General features: G+C 72.6%; 17 protein-coding genes. 8 read left to right on the top strand and 9 right to left on the bottom strand.

Annotated features, from left to right (window positions below; all coding sequences use genetic code 11):
• Window position 1 precedes the first annotated feature (1 nt).
• From ngcE to AB0873_RS22065, 3 genes are all read left to right on the top strand, one after another.
• A complete protein-coding gene (gene ngcE, locus AB0873_RS22075) occupies window positions 2-1,405 on the top strand; it encodes an N-acetylglucosamine/diacetylchitobiose ABC transporter substrate-binding protein (protein WP_366601765.1) in 1,404 nt (467 codons plus the stop codon).
• Between the two features lie 23 nt (window positions 1,406-1,428).
• Window positions 1,429-2,370 carry a sugar ABC transporter permease gene (locus AB0873_RS22070; RefSeq protein WP_366601764.1) on the top strand — a complete coding sequence of 314 codons (942 nt, stop codon included), beginning with the start codon at window positions 1,429-1,431 and terminating at the stop codon, window positions 2,368-2,370.
• Window positions 2,371-2,539: 169 nt separating this feature from the next.
• Window positions 2,540-3,340 (top strand): carbohydrate ABC transporter permease, encoded by an 801-nt coding sequence (locus AB0873_RS22065; RefSeq protein WP_366601789.1) that lies wholly within the window; start codon window positions 2,540-2,542, stop codon window positions 3,338-3,340.
• Between the two features lie 84 nt (window positions 3,341-3,424).
• Here the strand turns inward: AB0873_RS22065 and AB0873_RS22060 are convergent, their stop codons facing one another.
• Window positions 3,425-3,958: a DUF6745 domain-containing protein gene (locus AB0873_RS22060; RefSeq protein WP_366601762.1), complete on the bottom strand. Its 534-nt coding sequence runs from the start codon at window positions 3,956-3,958 to the stop codon at window positions 3,425-3,427.
• 316 nt (window positions 3,959-4,274) lie between these two features.
• Between AB0873_RS22060 and AB0873_RS22055 the strand changes: the two genes are divergently transcribed.
• Window positions 4,275-5,483, top strand: coding sequence for a helix-turn-helix transcriptional regulator (locus AB0873_RS22055; RefSeq protein WP_366601787.1), 1,209 nt, complete (start codon window positions 4,275-4,277; stop codon window positions 5,481-5,483).
• A 419-nt stretch (window positions 5,484-5,902) separates the two neighbouring features.
• On the top strand, window positions 5,903-6,121 hold the full coding sequence (locus AB0873_RS22050; protein ID WP_366601761.1) for a hypothetical protein: 219 nt from the start codon (window positions 5,903-5,905) through the stop codon (window positions 6,119-6,121).
• Window positions 6,122-6,354: 233 nt separating this feature from the next.
• On the opposite strand, the gene helR is transcribed toward AB0873_RS22050, so the two are convergent.
• Entirely contained in the window at window positions 6,355-8,499 is a 2,145-nt protein-coding gene (helR, locus tag AB0873_RS22045; protein WP_366601785.1) for an RNA polymerase recycling motor ATPase HelR, read from the bottom strand.
• Between the two features lie 5 nt (window positions 8,500-8,504).
• Window positions 8,505-8,645: a hypothetical protein gene (locus AB0873_RS22040; protein WP_366601759.1), complete on the bottom strand. Its 141-nt coding sequence runs from the start codon at window positions 8,643-8,645 to the stop codon at window positions 8,505-8,507.
• Between the two features lie 195 nt (window positions 8,646-8,840).
• Here AB0873_RS22040 and AB0873_RS22035 point away from each other — a divergent pair, with 195 nt between their 5' ends.
• Window positions 8,841-10,526: a bifunctional 3'-5' exonuclease/DNA polymerase gene (locus tag AB0873_RS22035; protein ID WP_366601758.1), complete on the top strand. Its 1,686-nt coding sequence runs from the start codon at window positions 8,841-8,843 to the stop codon at window positions 10,524-10,526.
• Window positions 10,527-10,712: 186 nt separating this feature from the next.
• Window positions 10,713-11,306 (top strand): nucleotidyltransferase family protein, encoded by a 594-nt coding sequence (locus AB0873_RS22030; protein WP_155331330.1) that lies wholly within the window; start codon window positions 10,713-10,715, stop codon window positions 11,304-11,306.
• A 3-nt stretch (window positions 11,307-11,309) separates the two neighbouring features.
• Here the strand turns inward: AB0873_RS22030 and AB0873_RS22025 are convergent, their stop codons facing one another.
• From AB0873_RS22025 to AB0873_RS22000, 6 genes are all read right to left on the bottom strand, one after another.
• On the bottom strand, window positions 11,310-12,203 hold the full coding sequence (locus AB0873_RS22025) for an amidohydrolase family protein (RefSeq protein WP_155331331.1): 894 nt from the start codon (window positions 12,201-12,203) through the stop codon (window positions 11,310-11,312).
• Between the two features lie 2 nt (window positions 12,204-12,205).
• Window positions 12,206-13,015 (bottom strand): metal-dependent hydrolase, encoded by an 810-nt coding sequence (locus AB0873_RS22020; RefSeq protein ID WP_155331332.1) that lies wholly within the window; start codon window positions 13,013-13,015, stop codon window positions 12,206-12,208.
• Window positions 13,016-13,113: 98 nt separating this feature from the next.
• Window positions 13,114-14,793 (bottom strand): serine/threonine-protein kinase, encoded by a 1,680-nt coding sequence (locus AB0873_RS22015; protein ID WP_230689030.1) that lies wholly within the window; start codon window positions 14,791-14,793, stop codon window positions 13,114-13,116.
• Window positions 14,794-14,877: 84 nt separating this feature from the next.
• On the bottom strand, window positions 14,878-16,248 hold the full coding sequence (locus AB0873_RS22010) for a hypothetical protein (protein WP_366601755.1): 1,371 nt from the start codon (window positions 16,246-16,248) through the stop codon (window positions 14,878-14,880).
• A 133-nt stretch (window positions 16,249-16,381) separates the two neighbouring features.
• A complete protein-coding gene (locus tag AB0873_RS22005) occupies window positions 16,382-17,710 on the bottom strand; it encodes a glycosyltransferase family 4 protein (RefSeq protein WP_366601754.1) in 1,329 nt (442 codons plus the stop codon).
• A 144-nt stretch (window positions 17,711-17,854) separates the two neighbouring features.
• Window positions 17,855-19,792 carry an amylo-alpha-1,6-glucosidase gene (locus AB0873_RS22000; protein WP_366601753.1) on the bottom strand — a complete coding sequence of 646 codons (1,938 nt, stop codon included), beginning with the start codon at window positions 19,790-19,792 and terminating at the stop codon, window positions 17,855-17,857.
• Between the two features lie 42 nt (window positions 19,793-19,834).
• Here AB0873_RS22000 and AB0873_RS21995 point away from each other — a divergent pair, with 42 nt between their 5' ends.
• Window positions 19,835-22,570, top strand: coding sequence for a glucosidase (locus tag AB0873_RS21995; protein WP_366601751.1), 2,736 nt, complete (start codon window positions 19,835-19,837; stop codon window positions 22,568-22,570).
• Window positions 22,571-22,629: the final 59 nt, after the last annotated feature.

Raw genomic sequence — 22,629 nt, 5'->3', positions numbered from 1 at the left:
GATGTCTGTTTCCCCCGACCTCGACCGCCGGACTCTGCTGCGTCGCGCCGCGGCCGCGGGTCTGCTGGTCACACCGGCCGCCGGCCTGCTCAGCGCGTGCGCCGGCAGCGAGCCGGCCAAGAACGACGACACCGGCGGCGCGAAGAGCAAGGACAACCCGTTCGGCGTCAAGGACGGCAGCGCCGTCAAGGTCGTGATCTTCAACGGCGGTCTCGGCGACCAGTGGGCCAAGGAAGACCAGGCCATCTTCGCCGCCAAGCACCCGAACATCACGGTCAACATGAGCTCCACCCAGAAGATCAAGACCGAAGAGCAGCCGAAGATGGCGACGCAGCCGAGCGACGTCGTCATGAACTCGGGCGCCGACATCATGGACATCAGCACCCTGGTCAACGAGGGTGCGATCGAGCCGCTGGACGACCTGCTCACCGCCCCCGCCTGGGACAGCGACGGAACGGTGGCCGACACGCTGCTGCCGGGCACCGTCGCCGACGGCACCTTCCAGGGCAAGTTCTACGTGGTCAACATCGCCTACACGGTCTGGGGCAACTGGTACAACGCCGCGCTGTTCAACAAGGAGGGCTGGCAGCCGCCGAAGACCTTCGACGAGTTCTTCGCGCTCGCACCGAAGATCAAGGCGAAGGGCATGGCCCCGTACGTCCACGACGCGGTGCACGGCTACTACCCGCGCTGGGCACTGATGGCGACCATCTGGAAGTCCGCTGGCAAGCAGGCCGTGGTCGACATCGACAACCTGAAGGAGAACGCCTGGAAGGCCGACGGCATCCTGCCGGCCCTGCAGGCGTGGGAGAAGCTGGTCAAGGACAAGCTGCTGCTCCCAGGCAAGCTCGACCACACCCAGTCGCAGCAGGCGTGGCTGGACGGCAAGGCCGCGTTCATCCAGGTCGGCACCTGGCTCAAGAACGAGATGGCGGCGACCATCCCGCCGGGCTTCGAGATGAAGATCTCGGACTACTGGGGCCTGGGCGCCAGCGACAAGGCGCCGAACGACGTCTACGCCGGCGCGGGTGAGGGCATCGTGGTGCCGGCGAAGGCCCCGAACAAGGCCGCCGCCAAGGAGTTCCTGCGGGCCGTTCTCTCCAAGGCCGGCTCGGCGAAGTTCGCCGAGCTGACCAAGTCGCTCGCCTCCACCAAGGGCTCCGGCGACAACGTCCAGGACTCGGCGCTGGCCAGCGCGAACGAGCTGATGAAGAACGCACCGAAGGACCTCGTCTCGGTCAAGTTCTGGAACTTCTACGCCGACCTGGACAAGGAGAGCCAGAACCTCTCCGAGGAGCTGATGGCCGGCCGGCTGACCGCCCAGCAGTTCGTCGACAAGATGCAGGCGGCCGCCGACAAGGTCGCCAAGGACTCGTCGATCAAGAAGCAGACCCGTACCGCCTGATCCCAACGGAAAGAGTGAGTCCAATGCGGCACGGTGTCGCGCGTTTCGTCACGGGCTTCCTGGCCCTGCCCGTCGCGCTCTACCTCTTCTACGTGGTCTGGCCCTTCGTGCAGGCCGCCGGGTACTCGCTGACCGACTGGGGTGGCTACTCCGATCGGCAGCAGTTCGTCGGGCTGGACAACTACGTCCGGCTGCTCTCCGACGAGCTGATCAGGAAGGCGTTCTGGCACAACGTGTTCTTCCTGGTCACCGTGCCGCTGTTCACGATCGCGCTGGCCCTGTTCCTCGCGTTCCTGCTCAACGTGGGCGGACGCGAGGACAGGGCCGGCATCCGGGGCGTCTTCGGCTCCGGCCTCTACAAGGTCATCTTCTTCTTCCCGCAGGTGCTGTCCCTGGTCGTCATCGCGGTCATGTGGCAGCAGATCTACCGGGCGGACGGCCAGGGCCTGATCAACGGCCTGCTCATCAAGATCGGGCTGGTCGACGCCGACAACCCGATCGCGTTCACCAACGACCCCGAGCCCTTCCTCGGTGTCCCGGCGGTGCTGTGGTGGCTGCTGCTCATCGCGGTGTGGAGCGGCGCCGGGTTCTACATGGTGCTGTTCTCCGCGGCGATGCAGTCGATTCCCAAGGACGTCTACGAGGCGGCGATCCTCGACGGCGCCGGCCGGTTCCACACGTTCTTCCGGATCACCCTGCCGCTGCTGCGGGACACGGTCTCGGTCGCCTGGGTCTACCTGGGCTTCATCGCCCTGGACATGTTCGCCCTGGTCTACGTCATGACACCCAGCCAGGGCGGGCCGAACCACGCCAGCGAGATCTTCGCATCGGTGATCAACTTCAACGCGTTCCAGAAGGGCCAGTTCGGCTACGCCTGTGCCATCGCCGTGGCGTTGGCGATCTTCACGATCCTGCTGGCCGCCCTCCAGCTTCGGATCACCCGCCGTGAGCGGATCGAGTACTGAGGAGGCCTGGACGATGAGCACGGTGACCCACACCTCCGGCCGGGCCCGGCCCACCCCGCCCCCGCCGACCGGCACCACCCGCGGCCCGGTGGCCGAGTCCGCCGCCAACGGCGTCGGCGCACGGATCTTCAACGGCTTCTCGCACCTCTTCCTCGTGGTGTGGGCGATCATGGTCGTCTACCCGCTGCTGTGGGTGGTCATGTCGGCCCTCAAGACCGACTCCGAGGTGATCCGCGAGCCGCTGTCGTTGTTCCCCTCGTCACTGCAGTGGGACAACTTCGCGCGCGCCTGGACGGCGGGCATCGACAGCTTCTTCCTGAACACGTTGTTGGTGCTCGTCGGCAGTGTCTTCCTCACCATGCTGCTCGGCTCGATGGCCGCGTACGCCCTGGCCCGCTACGAGTTCCCCGGCAACCGGCTGATCTACTGGATGTTCCTGTCCGGGCTGACGCTGCCGATCTACCTCGCCGCCGTCCCGCTGTTCAAGGGGGTCTACAACACCGGCGTCGTGCTCCCGCTGCTCGGGCCGAACAAGCACGTCATGCTGATCCTGGTGTACGTGGCCTGGTCGCTATCGTTCACGGTCTTCTTCATGCACTCGTTCTTCCGGAACCTGCCGACCGCGATCGCCGAGGCCGGCCTGGTCGACGGCGCCTCGCACACCCGCCTGTTCTTCAGCGTCATGCTGCCGATGGCCAAGCCCGGCCTGATCAGCATCGGCATCTTCAACGTGCTCGGGCAGTGGAACCAGTGGTACCTGCCGACGCTGCTGATGCAGTCCGTCGCCGGCGAGCCGAAGAACCAGGTGATCGCCCAGGGCCTGATCGAGCTGTCGGTCAACCAGGGCTACAAGTCCGACTGGTCCGGTCTCTTCGCCGGGGTCACGATGGCGATGCTGCCGGTGCTGATCGTGTACATCGTCTTCCAGCGCCAGGTGCAGTCCGGCCTCACCGCCGGCGTCGGCAAGTAACCGGACGTCGAGTCGCGCGTTTGCGAAAGGGCGGCCGTTCCACGGGGACGGCCGCCCTTTCCACGGGACCGGTCGGTCCGTCGGTCAGATCAGCGGTGGTTGCCAGCCGTCGCGGTAGCGCACGCCGCGAGGTGGTAGCCGGATCTCTCCGTGCAGCGCGCCCGGGACCGGCTCGGTGCGTACGGCTTCGGGCCGCTCCACCACGACGCACACCTCCTCGCCCGGCCACCACCAGCCGCAGGAGCGCGCCAGGGTGCCCCAGAGGCCGAGGTGCTCGCTGTCGTCCGGCCGGTACTCGGCGAGCCCGAGCCGGTGCAGCGCGTCGTAGTAGCCGATCCACGACGCCTCCTGCTGCCCGTACCAGCACACCGGCACCGGTCCCTCGGCGGGCAGCGCCGCGCGCAAGGGCAGGTACCACCCGTGGGCGAGGCTTCGGTGCAGCGCCGTGCGGACACCGTGGTGGAGCACGACCCCCAGCGGTACGCCGCTGTCGAGCGCGGCAGGTGCCGGCAGTTCGGGCCACGGTTCCTTGGTCTTCCCCCTACGCGCCGGCGACAGTTCGGGGTCGGTGTGGGTGACACCCGCGCTCAGGGCGCCGCGTAACCGGGACACCTCCATCGCCAGATCACTGGCGAGCGGGCATCTTCCGGACACTGTCGGTGGCAGCGGCTGCCGGAGACGTCGCGGCGTCATTGCGCCGCGCGGGCGCGGTCACTGCGCGAGGGCGTCGCCGCCCTTTCGGTAGTTGATGATCATCCGCTGATGGTGGACCACAGTCGGCATTCGCGCAACTGCTTTGCGGACGGTTGACGAGGTCGAACGGTGGAGATTCCACCGCCGGTTCCGAGAAGAGTCACTGCGTCTCTGGTCGGCCGCTGCTGTAATGCGTACCGTCATGGGTACACGATGTACCTGAACGGTGGTGATCTTCGTGATCCAGCCCGAGCAGCCCACGCCGGGGCAGCGCGTCGAGCGGCTTCGCCGAGTCGCCGGTCTGTCCCGGGAGCGCCTCGCCGGCCTCGCCGGCCTCAGCCCGACCACCGTGAAGTTTGTCGAGAACGGGCGGCGTGCCCTCACGCTGCGGGCCGCTCAACAACTCGCGCCCCACCTCGGCGTACGTGACTTGGCCGAGCTTTTCGGACCGACCGTGACGCTGTCGCTCGATGGCCGACCGAGCCATCCCGCCGTCGATGAGGTACGTCGAGCGCTGACCGCCTGGCATGTCACTCTCGCGGGTGAGCCGGAGTCCACGGAATACCTTCGTGGTGCTGTCGACTCCGCCTGGCAGACCTGGCACACGTCCCGCCATCAGCGAACCGAAGCGGGCGCGGTCCTGCCGGGTCTTATCGACAGCACGCAGCGGGCGAGTCGTTTGCACACCGGCGAGGAGCGACGGGTCAGTCTCTCGCTTCTCGCACAGGCGTACCACCTCGCCCAGGCTTATCTGGCCTGGCACGGGGATCGGGAGCTGTGTTGGCTGACCGTGGACCGGGGAATGGCCGCCGCCCTGGATGCGGACGATCCGTTGGCCATTGCGCAATCCATCTGGTATGCCGCCCACCTGCTGCGGGCCGTCGGCCGGGGCGACGAGGCGCTGGAACGTCTGCGGGAAGCTCGTGGCCTGATCGAGCCCCGGGTGGCCGACGGCGGGACTGAGTACGCGGAGATGCTGGCCGATCTCCATCTCTGCGCCGCGTTGACCCGTGCTCGTATGGGGGATCAGAGCGCCTGGTCGGAGTGGGACGCTGCCCGTCAGGTCGTGCACCGAGCGCTGCCCGAGGGGTTCGTGGGTCTGCGCACCAGGGTCTCCCGGCCGCTGGTGGACGTGTACGCCGTCATGTGCGCCGTTGACCTTGGCGATCCGGACGAGGCCCAGCGGCGTGCCCATGCTCTCGATCCGATGTCGATTCCGTCCACCGAGCGTCGGGGCCGGCACTACGTCGAACTGGCCCGGTCGGCTGACCTTGAGAACGCTCCGGAGGCCACGCTGCACCTGCTGGGCCGCGCGGAGGCGACCTCACCGGAGACCGTCCGGTACTCGCCGGCGGCGCAGGACATGGTGGTCCGGTTGGTCAGAGAGGCTCCGGCCTCTGTACGGGCGGAGGCGGTCGCGCTCGCCCGCCGAGTGGGCGTCGTCGAATAGGTACACCACGTCACCGGGTACGTCACGTACCCCTGAGTGATCTTAGGACTACCTACCGTCATCGCCGTCAAAGGTGGCGGAGAGTCGGTGGCGTCCGGCATGAGTCCTGCCGCCTCTCACCCTCGCGCTCCATGCGGAGCGTGCCGTTCCGGGAGGTCGAATGGGTGCGGTGGACGATGATTCGCGATCAAGTCGTGGCGAAGCGGCCGAGGCGGCCGAGCGCGACGCCGCCAAGCGCCGGTTGCTGGCGCAAGCAGAGGCGAGCCGGGTGCCGGTAGAGGACACGACGCGGGCGTTGCCCGACCGACGTTGGCGACGCGAGCAACGATGAGGGTCGGCACACGCCGATGCTGCCGGATGGGAGGCCGGAGCAGCCAGCCGTTGTGTACCTCGATGGCCCGGCTGGATGGGTGGGAAGCGTGACCACCCACGGGCCGGTGTTGCCGATCTGGACCTGCGGTGGGTGCGGCTCGCCCTGGCCATGTCGCACCCGACAGCGAGAGCTGCGGGCGGAGTACGCGGACGCCCCCGTTTCCCTGGCCCTGTACCTGGGCGCCCAGCTCGTCCGCGCGTCCCAGGACCTGTCCTGGGCACCGGCCGGCACGCTGCATCGCCGCTTCCTCGGCTGGCTGCGGTGAGTGTCCTCCGGCGTGGAGACGAGAAGTTCCACTACAGCGACGGCTCACACAAGTGGATCCCACCAAGTCCCGATCACGACCAGGGAGTCTGGGACGAACAGGTTCGCCAGCACAAGCAGCGCCACCTCGCCAACGAGCAGCCCAAGGTGCGTATCCAGAGACTGATCTGAAGCGCGGCGAGGTGTCGCGTCGGCGAGGCGGAAGTAACTCCGTGCTGCTGTGGGTTCCTCGCGTCAGGAACTGCTCAGGATGACGAGCTGCCGGGTGGCGCGGGTCATCGCCACGTAGCGGTCGACCGCCCCCTCGATGCCCGTGCCGAACGCCTCGGGGTCGACGAGGACGACCAGGTCGAACTCCAGCCCCTTCGACAGCTCCGGGCTCAGCGACCGGACACGGGAGGTCGCCCGGAACGTGGGGTCGCCGATGACGCAGGCGATCCCGTCGGCGTGCGTGGCGAGCCAGGTGTCGAGGATCGGGCCCAGGTCCGACACCCGCCCGCGTACGACGGGGATGCCGCTGTCGCGGATGGAGCGGGGCACGTTCGCGTCCGGGAGCACGGCGCGGATGACCGGCTCGGCTTCCGCCATGACCTCCGTCGGCGTCCGGTAGTTGATGCTCAGGGTGGCCAGGCTGATCCGGTCGAGCCCCACCCGTTCGAGCCGCTCCTGCCACGACTCCGTGAACCCGTGCCGTGCCTGGGCGCGGTCCCCGACGATGGTGAAGCTCCGGGACGGGCAGCGCAGCAGCAACATCTGCCACTCCGCGTCGGTCAGTTCCTGGGCCTCGTCCACGACGACGTGCGCGAACGGGCCGGCGAGCGGGTCCGGCTCGGCGCTGGGCAGTGCCGCCTCGTCGACCAGGGCATCCTGGAGGTCCAGTTGGCGCAGGCTCGACAGCACACCTTCACCGTCGTCGTAGGCGTGGGCCTCGATCAGCTCGTCGACGACCGTGGCCATCCGTTCCCGTTCGACGGCGACGGCGGCGTCGCGCCGGTGCCGGCGTCGCGACGCCTCCCGGTCGCCGAGCCGCTGCCGTGCCGCGTCCAGGAACGGCAGGTCGGACACCGTCCAGGCCCGGGGGTCAGGACGGTGCAGCCTCCGGACCTCGTCCGGGCCGAGCCAGGGGGCGCACCGGCGCAGGTACGCGGGGACCGACCACAGGTCGCCGACGAGGTCTCCCGCGTCGAGCAGCGGCCAGGCCCGGTTGAAGGCCGTCCGCAGCTCCCGGTTCCGCAGCAGCGACCTGCGGACCAGGTCCTCCGGCTCGTCGCCGTCGTACCGGTCCAGCAGGATCGTGAGCAGTTCCTCCCAGATCTCGTCACGCGCCTCGTTGTGCGGTGTGCCGGGCCCCGGCGCCGCGAACGCCTCGGCCCAGTCGTCCGCGCCCAGCCAGATGTCGCAGTCGTCGGTCGTGACGGTCATCCCCTCGGCCGGCGGCTCCTCGTAGAACCTGACGGCCGCCTCGACCGCCGCCACCAGGTCACCGGACGACTTCAGCAGCGCCACGTCCGGGTCGGTCTCGACGGTCGCCGCGGCGCCCTCGGGGACGAGATCCCGCAGGGTGCAGGTCTGCACCTCCTCCTCGCCGAGACTGGGGAGGACGTCGGCGACGTAGGCCAGGTAGGGCTGGTGCGGACCGACGAACAGCACCCCGCCCCGGCGGTGGTTGAGCCGAGGATCGGCGTAGCGGAGGTAGGCGGTGCGGTGCAGGGCGACGACCGTCTTCCCCGTACCCGGGCCGCCGTCGACGGCGAGCGCGCCGCTCGATCCCGCTCGGATGATTGCGTCCTGGTCGGCCTGGATGGTGGCGAGCACGTCCCGCATCCGGGTGGACCGGCTGCCGCCCAGACTGGCGATGAAGGCGGACTGGTCGTCGAGGGCCGCGTGCCCGTCCAACCCGTCCGGGGTGAACACCTCGTCCCAGTAGTCGGTGACCCGGCCACGGGTCCAGCGGTACCGGCGGCGGCTCGCCAGACCCATCGGGTTGGCGTGGGTCGCCCCGAAGAACGGCTCCGCCGCGGGCGAGCGCCAGTCGAGCAACAGCCGGCGACCCGCGCTGTCGGTGAGACCGAACCGCCCGACGTACACCGGCTCGGAGTCGTCCGCGCCGACCATGCGTCCGAGACACAGGTCCAGACCGAAGCGACGCAGCCCGCGCAGGCGAGCGGTCAGCCGGTGGACCTCCTGGTCCCGGTCCACGGCCCGCCGGCCCTTGCCGCCGGGCGCCTTGCGGGCGGCATCGAGGCGGTCGGACAGGTCGGCGATCGACTGCCGGAGCGTCTCCGCGATGGCCGCGAAGTGCTGCTCGTCACCGGCGATCAGACCCGGGTCGGCCTTGGGCGAGAGGTGGTCGGGAAGATCAAAGGCGCTGGTGGTCAGCGGGTTCACGTCATCAGCTCCGATCTGAGGCCGCTCGCGCCGATCGCGCGCACCGACCGGCCGACCGGCACCGCCGGCACGCCGACACCGACCGGCCGCCGCGCGACGTCGTCGTCCGGTGGCACGCACGCGTCAACGCCACCCACGCGGTTCCTGTTTCCGCAGGTCGTGGCCTCGGCCGACGATTCTGCGGCACCCCTGGGGTCTTGCCGCAAGCCCCCCGGTGCGGTATACGTTGAGAGTGGCGGGGGGCAGATGCTCCCCGTTTTCGGTTGTCGCCACCCCGGCGGGCGATCGTCCCGCTACGCGTCGCACGAGCCTGGCCGACGGCGCGCGGGGGAGTGTCGCACCGACGAGGCAGAATCGCGTCCGTGCTGGTGGCGGTGGTGGCGGACGAGGTCGGCGGGGGAGTGCTGCAACCCCTCGACGCCGCCGGGCGGTCGACCGCGCCGCCCGAGCCCGTGGCCGACCTGGCCGGCGCGGTGGCTGCTCGGGAGCGGGCCGACCGCCCGCGCTGGGTGTGGGCGTCCGGCGCGACGGTCTACCCGGCGCTGTTGCGCGCCGGTGTCCGTGTCGACCGCTGTCACGACGTCGAGCTGACCGAGGCGCTGCTGCTCGGCCACGCCGGCCGCTGGGGTGAGCCCCGCTCGCTCGCCGCCGCCTGGGCGCGGCTCACCGGTGCGCCGGTGCCGCCCGACCCGCCGCCCCGCGCGGCCGAGCCGCCCGGCCACGGCCAGGACGCGCTCTTCGAGACCCTGCCGGGCCCGCCGGGCCCCGGCGTCGACGTCCTGACCCAGGTGTACGCGGACCAGCTCGCCCGGGTCGCCACGACCGAGCATCCCGGCCGGTTCCGGCTGCTCGTGGCCGCCGAGTCGGCCGGCGCGCTGATCGCCGTCGAGATGGGCGCCGCCGGGCTGCCGTGGCGGGCCGACGTCCACGACGCCGTCCTCGCCGAGCTGCTCGGCGAGCCGTCCCCGGTGGGCGGGCCGCCCCGGCGCCTCGCCGAGCTGGCGGCCCGCATCGCCGACGCGTTCGGCGTACGCCAGCTGCACGCCGACTCTCCGGCGGAACTGGTGAAGGCGTTCGCCCGCGCGGGGGTGGAGGTGCCCAACACGCGAGCCTGGGTGCTGCGCGGCGTCGACCACCCGGCGGTGCCGCTGGTCCTGGAGTACAAGGAGCTCTACCGGATCTGGACGGCGCACGGCTGGGCCTGGCGCGACGCGTGGGTGCGCGACGGGCGGTTCCGCCCGGAGTACGTGCCCGGCGGCGTGGTCTCCGGGCGGTGGGCGACCCGGGGCGGCGGGGCGTTGCAGATCCCCAAGGTGATCCGCCGGGCGGTGGTGGCCGACCCGGGCTGGACCTTCGTGGTGGCCGACGCCGGCCAGTTGGAGCCGCGCGTGCTGGCCGCGGTCTCCGAGGACGCCCGGCTGGCCGCCGCCGGTGGGGCCGGCGACCTCTACGCCGCTCTCGCCCGGGACGCGTTCGGGGGCGACCGGGCCCGGGCCAAGGTGGCCCTGCTCGGCGCGATGTACGGGCAGACCGGTGGGGCGGCGGTGCCCGCGCTGGAGGTGCTGCGGCGCCACTACCCGACCGCCTTCGGCCACGTCGAGGCCGCCGCCCGTACCGGTGAGACCGGCGGCCTGGTCCGCTCCTGGCTGGGCCGCACCTGCCCGCCCGGCTCGGCCGGCCTCGACGGGGAGGAGGCGGCGCCGGACGGCGGCGACCGGTCGGCGCGGGCACGGTCGCGCGGACGGTTCACCCGCAACTTCGTCATCCAGGCCACGGCCGCCGAGTGGGCGTCGACGCTGCTCGCCACGTTGCGCGGCGAGCTGGCCGGCACCGGTGGCGAGCTGGTGTTCTTCCAGCACGACGAGGTGGTCGTGCACTGCCCGAAGGTGCGGGCCGACGTGGTCGCGGCGGCGGTCGTCCGGTCCGGTGCGCGGGCCACCGCGCTGCTCTTCGGGCACACGCCGGTCCGGTTCCCGCTCGACGTGTCGATCGTGGACTGCTACGCCGACGCGGCTTAGCCCACAATTTTCCCTTTTGCCCCGCTACCCGCGCCCGGGAATGCTCGTTTCTCCTCATGTCCGTACGACGGAGCGGGCCAGGCCGACGTGGCGCGGCCCGCTCCAAGAGGCTGTCGGGAAACCGCGTACCGGGATCTCCCGGCAGCCTCTGGTGAAGGGGGCGCAGCGCTGAACCGGATCGCAGGAATGATCATCGCCGCGGGTGGGGGACGCCGGATCGGCGGCCCGGAGGCCCTGCTGCACCAGGGGGAGAAGCCCCTGGTCAGCCGGATGATCGACACGATGACGGAGGCGGGCTGCGAGCGGATCGTGGTCGTGCTGGGCGCCGCGGCCGACCAGGTGCGCGAGACGACGGATCTCAGCGGCGCCACGGTGGTGGTCAACCGGGCCTGGGGGACGGGCGTCGGCTCGTCGATCCGCGCCGGCCTCGCGGCGATCGACGACGACGGGATCGAGGCCGTGGTCGTGGTGCCGGTCGACATGCCCGGCCTGACGGCCGTGGCGGTCCGCCGGGTGACCGCGCTGCCGTACCCGGACGTGCTGGTCTGCGCCACCTACGACGGCCTGCGCGGGTACCCGATGCTGTTCGGTCGCCGGCACTGGTCCGGCATCGCCACCCTGGCCAGCGCCGACGTCGGCGCTCGCCCGTACCTGCTGGCGCACAAGGACCAGATCGTCGACATCGCCTGCGACGCGGTGGCCGACGGCAGCCGGGTCGACAGCCCCGAGCTGATGGCCCTCTACGGCCTCAGCGTCCCCGAGCAGCGGGTCGGGGTCTGAGAGTCAGCCGGGCAGGTCGAACAGCTCGGCGGCGTTGCCCCAGCAGACCGCGCGCAGCCAGTCGTCGCCGAGATCGAGGCGGGCCAGTCCGGCGAGCTGCTCCGCGTACGCGTAGGGCAGATTCGGGAAGTCGCTGCCCAGCAGCACCTTGCCGGCGAGCCCCAGCTCGCGCAGCCGGGGACGCTCCTCGCTGGGGAACGGCACGAACCGGTCGAAGAACGGGGTGAACGCCATCGTCGTGTCCAGCCGTACCCGCTCGTACCGCTCGGCGAGGTCGAGGAACGCCGTGTAGTCCGGCGCGCCGAGGTGCGCCACGATCGCGGTGAGCGCGGGATGGCGGGCGAGCACGGCGGCGAACGGGTCCGGCCCGGTGTGCGTGGTGCCGACCGGGGCGTGCCCGGCGTGCACGACCACGGGCACGCCGGCGTCGGCGAGCAGCCCCCACACGGGGTCGAGCAGCGGGTCGGTCGGAGCGAAGCCGCCCACCTGGACGTGCACCTTGAACACGCGGGCGCCGGCGGCGAGGGCGTCGGCGACGTACCGCGGCGCCTCCGGCTCCGGGAAGAACGTCGCCGACGGCAGGCATCCCGGCGTCGCGCGGGCGAAGTCGAGCGTCCAACCGTTCAAATCGGCGGCCATGCCGGGCCGGTGGGCGTACGCGAGGGCGCTGAACGCCCGTACGCCCAGCTCTCGCAGGTACGCGACCCGCTCGGCGTCGCTCCACCGGTACCGGATCGGCCACTCGGTGCCCACCAGTGGGCCGGCCGCGTCGAAGTACGCCCACACCCGGCGCAGCAGCCGCGGCGGGAGGAAGTGCACGTGCACGTCGGCCAGGCCGGGCAGCCCGAGGCCCTGCCAGAACGCGGGCACGTCCGCGTCGTCGGCTTTCGCCACCACCGTCACACCTCGATGTTGAAGCGTTGCAGCACCGAGGGGGCGACGAGCCCGACGGCGGCCAGCACCGCGATGACGGTCAGCGCGGCGCGGACCACCACCACCTCGGTCTTGCTGCCGGCGCGCAGGGCGATCGAATCCGGCAGGCTGATCATCGTCCACATCCGACGTTTGATCGGGATGGGCCAGAGGATCGGTACCCCGGCCCGGGTGATCATGTCACCGAGGATGTGCACGAAGCTCCCGACGCCGACGGCGAGCCCGATCATCGGGTAACCGCGGTCGCCGGGCAGGGTGGCGAAGGTGAACCACGCCGCCGCGAGTGACAGGAGGGTCACGACCACCCAGCCGGCCCGCTCGGCCCACTCGTCGAAGAGGCCGCGCAGGGCGAGGCCGAACATGAAGAACAGGATGCCGATCACGGCCCACTTGCCGTACGCGGCGCACAGCGTGGTGGTGCCCCAGCCGACCAGCACGGTGAACGGGATGGTGTGGGTGAGCGTCCGGTGGCCGTTGCTGCGGCGTGGATCCTTGCTGAGCTTCGTCGCGTAGTAGACCCCGAGCGACACCTTCTCCGTGACCTCGGCGATGAACAGCGAGAAGACGCCGAAGGTGCGGGCGACGGTGGCGCCGCCCTGGTTGCGGGTGACCTTTCCCGACAGGTCTAGGTCGGGGAAGAGCGCGCCGCCCGCGCAGACCGCGGTGCCGACCGCGAGCGCCAGCGGCGACTGCTCGTAGCCGGCGAAGTGGTCCAGCGCCCAGGACCCGGCCAGCCACACCGACGCGCCGGACAGCGCATGCGACGGTCCCATCATGTCCGCTCATCCTCCCGGGGATCTTGAGCGCCGAAACTACGTCACTGTAGTTCAGCGCCGCACCCGCGGGGTGGCGGCCGGCCGCTCACATCCGTCGGTCAGGGCAGCGGCGTGAAGCTCTGCCGGACCATCAGGAGGTACGGGTTGTTGACCCCCCAGTCGAACTCCGAGGTCAACCAGGACACGGTGTACGCGCGAGCGGTCGTCACGTTCAGCAGCAGCCGGGCCGTGTGCACGCGTACCCCGGCGGCGTTGACCCAGGCGCACTCCCACACCGCGGCACCGTCGAACATGTCCAGCGGGGCGATCTGGAACCGGCGGTAGTCCCTGAGGAGGCCGCCACCGGTGAGCCGCTGCTCCTCCGACCGCCACCAACCCACCGGGTCAACCCGGTGGGGACCGGCCTCGACGCTGAGCATGCGGACGCCGCCCGGCTCCCGGAAACAGGTCACCGTCCCTTCCGTCCACCGCAGCCAGGCCACCGGCGTGGCGATCCGCCACCCGCCCGGGTCGACGTGCCACGTCCAGCCGCGTACCAGGCGCAGCGCGCCGGTGGGCGGCGGCACCGACGGCACCGGGGTGGCGGCGGGCGGCGGCGCGGCGCAGGCGAACGCGGCCGGGCGCTCCGGTGCGACGCCCCCACCGGAACCGGCCCCCGGCTCCGGCCGGCCGCCGTCGCCGCCCACCAGGGCCCGGCCGACGCCAAGCGCGGTGAGCACCAGGAACACCGCGCCCACGGCGATCCACGGCCGTCGCCGCCGGAAGCTCCTCGGACGCCGTCCCGGCGCCTGGCCGGCGGTTGGCCCGCCGGCCGGTGCCGCCGCCTGACCGGCGCCCGCCGGCCGGTGCCGAGTCGACATCGGATCGGCCGGCGGTGCGGGTGGCGGGCCGGCCTCCGCCGAGGAAGGCCGACCGGCAGTGGCACCCGCGCCAGGTGGCAGGGTCGGCCCGACCGGCCGGTCGTGGTCGGCCGCCGCGGCGCGCAGCAGCGGCTCCGCCTCGGCCGCCGTCAACCGGCGCCACGGGTCGCGTTGCAGCAGGCCGGTCAGGAGCGGGCGCAGCGGACCGGCCCGCCGCATCGGGTCGGGCGGCTCGGTGGCCAGCGCGCTGAGCGTCGCCATCGCGGTGGGCCGGGCGTACGGGGACTGGCCCTCCACGGCGGCGTAGAGCGTCGCGCCGAGCGACCACAGGTCCGTACGCGGGTCGGAAATCCCGTCCCGCGCCCGCTCGGGCGCCACGAACTGCGGTGAGCCGAGCACCATGCCGGGCCCGGTCATCGCGCCGTCGCCACCGTCGAACGTGGCCAACCCGAAGTCGGTCAGCACCACCCGGCCGTCGTCGGCCACGAGGACGTTGTGCGGCTTGACGTCCCGGTGCAGGACGCCGGCCAGGTGCGCCGCCCGCAGCGCGGCCAGCACCGCCAGCCCGATCCGGGCGGTCCGGCGGGGGCCCAGCGGCCCGTCGGTCGTGATGATCTGCTGCAGGGAGCGGGACCGCACGTACTCCATCACGATCCACGGGCTGTCGCCGTCGTGGACGACGTCGTAGACGCGGACGACGTTGGGGTGGGCGAGGCGGGCGGCGGTCCGCGCCTCCCGCAGCGAGCGCAGCCGTACCTCGTCCCGCTCGGCCTCGGCCAGCCAGTTCGGCGGGACGACCTCCTTGACCGCGACGTCCCGGTGCAGCATCTCGTCCCGGGCCAGCCAGACCCGGCCCATTCCGCCGGTACCGACCAGGTCGAGCAGCCGGTACCGGCCCGCGATCAGCCCCTGCCGCACTCTCGCGTTCCCCCTCGGTCACCCCGTGTCACACGATAGTCAGCGGCGTGCAGATTCTCATCCGGAGCATCGGTGGCCGGTCGGTCAGCGGACGCTGCGCAGGCTCGTCCGGACGGTGGTGAGCTGCGCCGTCGCGGCCGGCCAGTCGGCGTCGTGGGTGATCCAGCCGAGCGTCCAGCCGGCGGTCGGTGCCGCCAGCACCACCTGGAGGGCCCGCAGCCGGCTGCCGTGCGGGGTGTCCCACGCGCACTCCCACTCCGCCGCCGCGCCGGCGGCGCCGAGCCGGAACTCGGCGTACCCGGGCAGCGCGCCGGCCGCGAGCGCGCGCTCCCGGGCGGCACGCAGCCGGTCCAGCGCTCCGGCGGGACCGCCGCCGGGGATGGCGACGCTCAGCGCGCGTCCGGTGGTCGGGTCCTGGAAGCAGGCCACGTCGCCGTCACCGGAGTACCGCCAGCCGGCCGGCACGGCGATCCGGAAGCCGCGGGTGTCGGCGTGCCAGGCCCAGCCACGTGGCGGGCGGAACGTCTCCCCGGCGGGTGGGGCGGCGGCGACCACGGGCTCGCCGACCGCGTCGGGTCGGACACAGGAGAACGGCGGCGGCGGGAAGCCGCGCCGGCCGGGCGGCGGTGGCTTCGGGTGGTCCGGCCCGCCGTCCTGCCCGTCGCCGACCGCGCTGGCCCAGGGGTCGCCGGGCGCCGGCCCGTGGCGGCGGTCCCGGTCGTGGGGGGCCGGCCCGTCGGACGGCCGGGACCAGTCGGGCCGCTCCGGCGGCTCGTCGGCCACCGTCAGGGCCGTCCCCACCCCGGCGGCGACGGCGACCAGCAGTGCGGCGGCCGCCAGCCCCCACCGCCGGACGGCGGTCCGGTGCGCGGGGCGACCGCCCGCGCCGGCGCCCGTCGGGGCGGGCGGCGTGACCGGCTGCGGCGCGGCTGCCCCGGCGTCGGTGGCCGGCGCCCCGGCGTCGGCCGTCGGTTCCGGCGACTCCGCCACGGTGTCGGCCGTGGGTTCCGGCGACTCCGCTGCGGCCGTCAGCCGGCGCCGCGTCTCGTCGTGGTCGGTGCGGTCGCCCGGGTCGCGGCACAGCAGCCCGGCCAGCACCGGGGCCAGCGGCCCGGCGTTCGGGGCCGGGTCCGGTGGTGCGACGGCCAGCGCGCTGAGCGTGGCCATGGCGGTGCTGCGGGCGTACGGGGACCGCCCCTGCACCGCCGCGTACAGCGTGGCACCGAGCGACCACAGGTCCGCCGCCGTGCGTGCCTCCCGCAGCGTGCGGAGCCGCAGCTCGTCGCGTTCCTCGCCGGTCAGCCAGCTCGGCGGGACGATCTGCTTGACCGCGACCTCCCGGTGCAGCACCTCGTCGTGGGCCCGCCAGACCCGGCCCATGCCGCCGCGCCCGACCATCTCCAGAAGCCGGTACCGGCCGGCGATCAGCACTCGCTCCACAGTGCTCCCATCCACCGCCCGGCGTACACCCTAGGCCAGGAGATGTGCGGGATTCATCCGCTGAAGCGGGCGCGCTGCCGGCCGTCCGCCGGTGCGCGGTGGCTCGGCGGCCGCGGGGACGGCCCGGTCCGGGGCTACCGACCGCCGCTCAGCCGGCGGCACCGCCCATCGCGAGGAGGTTCCCCTCCGGGATCTCGATGCTCCGTCGGCGCTCGCCGGGCCGGGCCCTGGCCAGCCGCCCGCCGGTGAGGTGCGCACGGCGGGCCGTGGCGTACGTGCCGGCGGTGCGCGCCGCGATTGTCGCCCACCCGTACCGCTCGCCGACCATGGCCCGGGCGCGGCGGGCAACCCGCCGCGCGAACACCTCGTCGGCGAGGAGCTGGTCCACCGCTCCGGCGAGGGCGTCCGGGTCGCTGTGCGGGAACGTCACCCCGGTGACCCCCGGCTCGACGATCTCGGCGAGCCCGCCGGTCGCGGCCACCGCCAGCGGCGCGCCAGCCGCGGCCGCCTCCAGCGCGACCATGCCGAACGGCTCGTAGAGGCTTGGCACGACGGTCGCGTCGGTGGCGCCCAGCACGGCCGGCAGCTGCGTCGAGTCGAGGAACCCGGCGAAGCGGACCGTGTCGTGCAGGTGCAGCCCCCGCGCCTGGTCCACCAGTTCCTCCCGGTACGGCCCGTCGCCGGCGATGAGCACCCGCAGCCCGGGATGCCGCCGGCGCAGGTACGGCACCGCGCGCACGAGGTGCTGGACGCCCTTCTCGTACACCAGCCGGCCGGCGTACCCGATCAGCGGGCCGTTCCCGGCGAACCGGGCCCGGGCGGAGGCCACTGCCCGGGGGCGGGCGTGCCAGGCCCGGTCGTCGACCCCGTTGGGCACCACGTCGACGTCACCGGCCGGCACCTCGAACAGCGTGGTGACCTGGTCCCGCATGTAACCGGAGCAGGTGATCATCCGCGTGGCGGCGTTGCTCAGCCAGTGCTCGATCCCGTGGATGGTGCGGTTCATCTCCTCGGGGAGCCAGCCCTGGTGCCGGCCCGCCTCGGTGGCGTGGATGGTGGTGACGAGCGGGAGGCCGAGATGCTCGCCGAGGGTGATGGCGGTGTGGGCGACGAGCCAGTCGTGGGCGTGGATGACGTCGTACCCGCCGGTCTCGGTGGCGCGCAGGGCGGCGCGGGTGAGGGTGTGGTTGAACGCCATCGTCCAGGCCAGCAGCGAGCTGGTGGCGAGGGGGAAGGTGACGGGGTCTTCGGCGGCGCGGACGATGCGGACGCCGTCGGCGTACTCCTCCAGGGGTGCGCCGTCGGCGTGGCGGGTGACGACGGTGACCTCGTGGCCGGCGGCGGCGAGGGCGACGGACAGGGCGTGGACGTGCCGGCCGAGGCCGCCGACGAGCACCGGCGGGTACTCCCACGACAACATCAGCACGCGCTCGTGCCGGGCGGGCTGGAGGTCGATGACGGCGGCGTCTGGTGACATGCGGCCCCCTTGAGTTGTCCCCGAGCGCGCGCCGGCCGGCACCATTTCCGTGCCCCGTTGACGTCGCGACTGGATCGGGACCAATCCTGCTGGTAGCTGGCTAACCAGCGGAGACACAACCGTTGCGGTCGTGTAAACCGCTGCCTACCGGACCCGGCGCACCCGCAGCAGCTCGGCCACCGACCACGCCTGGAACGGGCACCCGGTGGCCCGGTGCGGCGGAAGGCCGTCGGCGGTCTCGCTGACCGAGCCGAGGCCGAACTCGGTCAGGTGCGCCTCGATCCCGACGAACAGCTCGTCGACGGGGAGCTTGGCCCGCCGGCTCGCGTCCACGAACGGGCCGAGCAGCCACGGCCAGACGGTGCCCTGGTGGTAGGCGCCGTCCCGTTCGGCCGGGCCGCCGCGGTGCCGGCCGACGAACTCCGGCGAGTCCGGGGCGAGGCTGCGGGGGCCGAGCGGGGTGAGCAGCCCGGCGGCGACGCGGCGCAGCGTCGGCTCGTCCGGGTCCAGCGGGGCGTACGGGAGCGACCAGGCCAGCAGCTGGTTGGGCCGCAGCAGGTCGTCGTCGTGGACGGCGGCACCGCCCAGCGGGTACGCGGGCGCGGGCGCGTCGACGACGTCGTGCAGCCATCCGGTCGGGGCGGGGAACCGCTCCCGGAAGGCGGAGACCGCCCGGTCGTGCAGCCGCCACAGCTCGGCGGCGTCCTGCCCGACCAGCTCCGCCAGCTCGGCGAGCCCGGCCAGACCGTTGATCCACAGCGCGTTGACCTCGACCGGCTTGCCGGCCCGGGGCGTCACCGGCACCCCGTACACCCGGGCGTCCATCCAGGTCAATGCGACGGCCGGGGCGCCCTGGGTGAGCAGCCCGTCCGCCGGGTCGACGACGATGCCGAACCGGGTGCCGGCCACGTGCGCGTCGATCACGCCGCGCAGCCCGGGCAGCAGCTCCGCGCCCAGGTCGGTGTCACCGGTGACGGTCACGTGCCGGCTCACCGCGTGCAGGAACCACAGCGTGCCATCGACGGTGTTGTACTCCACCCGGCCGGTGTCGGCGGTGTTGGCACACATCCCCTCCGACAGCGTCGCCGCGTACGACCGCAGCAGCTCGCGGCCCTCGTCCGCGCGCCCGGTACACAGGAACAGACCCTCGTAGGAGATCATCGTGTCGCGCGACCAGGCGCCGAACCACGGGTAGCCGGCCACCACGTCCGGGCCGCGGCCGGTACCGATCACGAACGCGTCGGCGGCCAGGACGAGCGTCGCCTCGACCGGGTCGACCGGCTGCGCGGCCGCGACCACGGCCCGGTTGCGGGCCCGTGCGGCGGCCACCACCTCCGGCCCGGGCGGCGGCTCGGCGGCCAGGTCGCCGGCCCAGGCGAGCACCGAGACGGTGTCACCCGGCCGGTCCAGCGCGCCGACGAAGCCGCCCGCGTACCAGAGATCCTCGTCGGGGTGCAGGCCGCGCGCGGCCTCCTCGCGGTGGTGCGCGCCGAGCCACCACTGCCCCTCCGGCACCCAGCCCGGCCCGGCCAGCCGGAAGCAGCCCTCGACCACGGCGCCGTCGGCGACCGGGTCCATCCGTGGCGTGGGCCCGTCGGCGCGGCGCTCGCCGTGGGCGTCCCGCCAGGTGCAGGCCGCGGCGAGTTCCAGCCGGACCGGGCCGCCGGTCACCAGCCGGTGCACCACCGCGACGCACGGCCGGCCGTGCACGGTCGCCAGCTCCCGCTCGATCACCACGTCGCCGATCCGCCAGCGCCAGCGGGGCAGCCCGTCGGCCAGGTCGAAGCGCTCCAGCAACTCGAAGCCCCGTGGATCCACGTCACCGGACGCCCACTCGTGGGCGCCGAGCCGTACCCGCGCCCCGGACGGGAGCACGACCGCCGGGTCGAGGCTCGCCAGTCCCACGCGTCGGGACGCCGGTGTCTCGCCCGCCACCACCAGCAGACCGTGGTAGCGGCGCGTGCGCAGCCCGGCGACCGTGCCCATGGCGTACCCACCGAGACCGTCCGGCACCAGCCACTCCCGGGTGGCGGCGCTGGTCAGCTCACCGCAGACCTGTGGACCGAAGGTGATGTCGATCAATTTCCCTCCACCGGCGGCGAGGTGTGACGCGGCACGAGAAGAATGGCCGCTGTGGTGAAGTACCCCGGCGGCGTCGAAGATGTGCGAGTGATCACCGACGTGCCGCCTCCCGACGCTTCCGCGCCCGACCCTGAGCGGATCCGGCTCGTCCAGGCCGACGCGGGGGAGCGGGAGTGGCGCGCATGGGGTCCCTATCTGTCCGAGCGGGCGTGGGGGACGGTACGGGAGGACTACAGCGAACACGGTACGGCGTGGGACTACTTTCCCCACGACCACGCGCGGTCCCGAGCCTACCGGTGGAGCGAGGACGGCATGGCGGGCGTCTGCGACGACCGGCAGACCTTCTGCTTCGCCCTGGCGCTGTGGAACGGCCGGGACCCGATCCTGAAGGAGCGCATGTTCGGCCTCGGCGGGGACGGCGGCAACCACGGCGAGGACGCGAAGGACTACTGGTGGTACGAGGACTCCACCCCCACCCACTCCTGGATGCGCTGGCGCTACCACTACCCGCAGGCCGCCTTCCCGTACGACGAACTCGTCGCGGTCAACGCGCTGCGCGGCCGGGACGACACCGAGTACGAGCTGGTGGACACCGGGATCTTCGACGACGACCGGTACTGGGCGGTGACCGTCGACTACGCCAAGGCCGGCCCGACGGACCTGTGCGTCCTGATCACCGTCGCCAACCGCGGCGACCGGGCGGAGACCCTGCACGTGCTGCCGACCCTCTGGTTCCGCAACACGTGGGCGTGGGGCCTGCCCGGCGGTGACCGGGTGCCCCGCATCGTCGGCTCGGCGGCGGGCTCGGCCCCCGACGGCGCGGGCGCCCGGCTGGTCGGCGAGCACTGGGTGCTCGGCCAGCTCGTGCTGGAGGGCGACGGCGAGCCCACACCGCTGCTGTGCGACAACGACACCAACGCCGAGCGGCTATGGGGGCTGCCCAGCCGGTCCCGCTACCCGAAGGACGGGATCAACGACCACGTCGTCGCCGGGGCGCCGACGGTCAACCCGGAGCGGGAGGGCACCAAAGGGGCGCTGCACTACGTCCTGACCGTGCCGGCCGGTGGGTACCGGCAGATCCGCCTGCGGCTGACCCGGACCGCCCCACCGCCCGGCGGCACACCGCCCCCGCCGGCCGACCTCGGCGACGGCTACGACGCGGTGGTGTGGGCGCGGCGGGCCGAGGCGAACCGCTTCTTCGCCGGGGTGATCCCGGCGAAGGCCACCCCGGACGAGGCGCTGGTCGCCCGGCAGGCCATCGCCGGGCTGATGTGGGGCAAGCAGTTCTACCACTTCGACGTCAAGCGGTGGCTCGAAGGCGACCCGGGCTCCGCGCCACCGCCGGCCGGTCGCCGGCACGGGCGCAACAGCCACTGGTGGCACATGACCAGCTTCGACGTGATCTCCATGCCGGACCCGTGGGAGTACCCCTGGTACGCCGCCTGGGACCTCGCGTTCCACTGCGTGAGCATCGCCCGGGTCGACCCGGGCTTCGCCAAGGAGCAGCTGCTGCTCCTGCTCCGCGAGTGGTACCTGCACCCCAACGGGCAGATCCCCGCGTACGAGTGGGCGTTCGGCGACGTGAACCCGCCCGTGCACGCCTGGGCGGCGCTCAAGGTGTTCGAGATCGACGGGGGCCGGGACCACACGTTCCTCGCCCGGGTGATGCACAAGCTGCTGCTGAACTTCACGTGGTGGGTCAACCGCAAGGACACCGGCGGCAACAACGTGTTCGAGGGCGGCTTCCTCGGGCTGGACAACGTCGGCCCGTTCGACCGCTCGGCCGCGCTGCCGGTGGCCGGAGTGCTGGAGCAGTCGGACGGCACCGGCTGGATGGCGATGTACGCGCTCAACCTGCTCGACATCGCCGTCGTCCTCGCCGAGCACGACCGCACCTGGGTGGACACCGCCACCAAATTCTTCGAACACTTCGCGTACATCGCCGCGGCCGCGTACTCGCAGGGGTTGTGGGACGACGAGGACGCCTTCTTCTACGACGTGCTGCGGCTCGCCGACGGCACGAAGGTGCCGCTGAAGGTCCGCTCGGTGGTGGGGCTGCTGCCCCTCGCCGCCGTCACCCGGCTGACCGCCCGTACCCTGCACCGGCTGCCCGAGCTGGGCGCGCGGCTGCGCTGGTTCCTCACCAACCGGCCCGAGTACGCCGACGTGATCGGCGCCCGGCGGCTCGGCCCGGACGGCCGTCAGCAGCGGCTGCTGTCCATGGTGGGCCCGGAGCAGATCGTCCGGCTGCTGGCCCGGATGCTCGACACCGACGAGTTCCTCTCCGAGTACGGGCTGCGGACGCTTTCCCGCGCCCACCTGGACAAGCCGTTCGCGGTCACCCTCGGCGGGCAGGAGTTCTGCGTCGGGTACGAGCCGGCCGAGTCGACCAGCGGCCTGTTCGGCGGCAACTCGAACTGGCGCGGCCCGATCTGGATGCCGACCAACTTCCTGCTGATCAGCGCGCTGCGCGACTACGCCGCGTTCTTCGGCGACGACCTCCAGGTCGAGTACCCGACCCGGTCCGGTGTGAAGCGCAGCCTCGACGAGATCGCCGACGACCTGTCCGCCCGGCTGATCTCCCTGTTCACCCGGGACGGCTGGGGCCGGCGCCCGATCTACGGCGCCGCGCAGCTCTTCCAGACCCACCCGGACTGGCGGGACCTGATCTGCTTCCCGGAGTACTTCCACGGCGACAACGGGGCCGGGCTCGGCGCCTGGCACCAGACCGGCTGGACGGCCCTGGTCGCCGACCTCATCCTCGACCTCCGCCGCTGAACGGAACTCGGCTGACCCGAGTGGCCGATGCCAGTACGGTGGCCCGGGCGACGAAGGGG

The organism is Micromonospora sp. NPDC047707 (assembly GCF_040704235.1).
Lineage (GTDB): Bacteria > Actinomycetota > Actinomycetes > Mycobacteriales > Micromonosporaceae > Micromonospora.
Note: the sequence above shows the minus strand (reverse complement) of the source record. Positions and strands in the feature narration are given on the sequence as shown.

Excerpts from the sequence above, each read along its gene's own strand:
- ngcE (WP_366601765.1), top strand. The coding sequence starts at position 2 with ATGTCTGTTTCCCCCGACCTCGACCGCCGGACTCTGCTGCGTCGCGCC.
- AB0873_RS22070 (WP_366601764.1), top strand. The coding sequence starts at position 1,429 with ATGCGGCACGGTGTCGCGCGTTTCGTCACGGGCTTCCTGGCCCTGCCC.
- AB0873_RS22065 (WP_366601789.1), top strand. The coding sequence starts at position 2,540 with ATGGTCGTCTACCCGCTGCTGTGGGTGGTCATGTCGGCCCTCAAGACC.
- AB0873_RS22060 (WP_366601762.1), bottom strand. The coding sequence starts at position 3,958 with ATGGAGGTGTCCCGGTTACGCGGCGCCCTGAGCGCGGGTGTCACCCAC.
- AB0873_RS22030 (WP_155331330.1), top strand. The coding sequence starts at position 10,713 with ATGATCATCGCCGCGGGTGGGGGACGCCGGATCGGCGGCCCGGAGGCC.
- AB0873_RS22020 (WP_155331332.1), bottom strand. The coding sequence starts at position 13,015 with ATGATGGGACCGTCGCATGCGCTGTCCGGCGCGTCGGTGTGGCTGGCC.
- AB0873_RS22005 (WP_366601754.1), bottom strand. The coding sequence starts at position 17,710 with ATGTCACCAGACGCCGCCGTCATCGACCTCCAGCCCGCCCGGCACGAG.
- AB0873_RS21995 (WP_366601751.1), top strand. The coding sequence starts at position 19,835 with ATGGCCGCTGTGGTGAAGTACCCCGGCGGCGTCGAAGATGTGCGAGTG.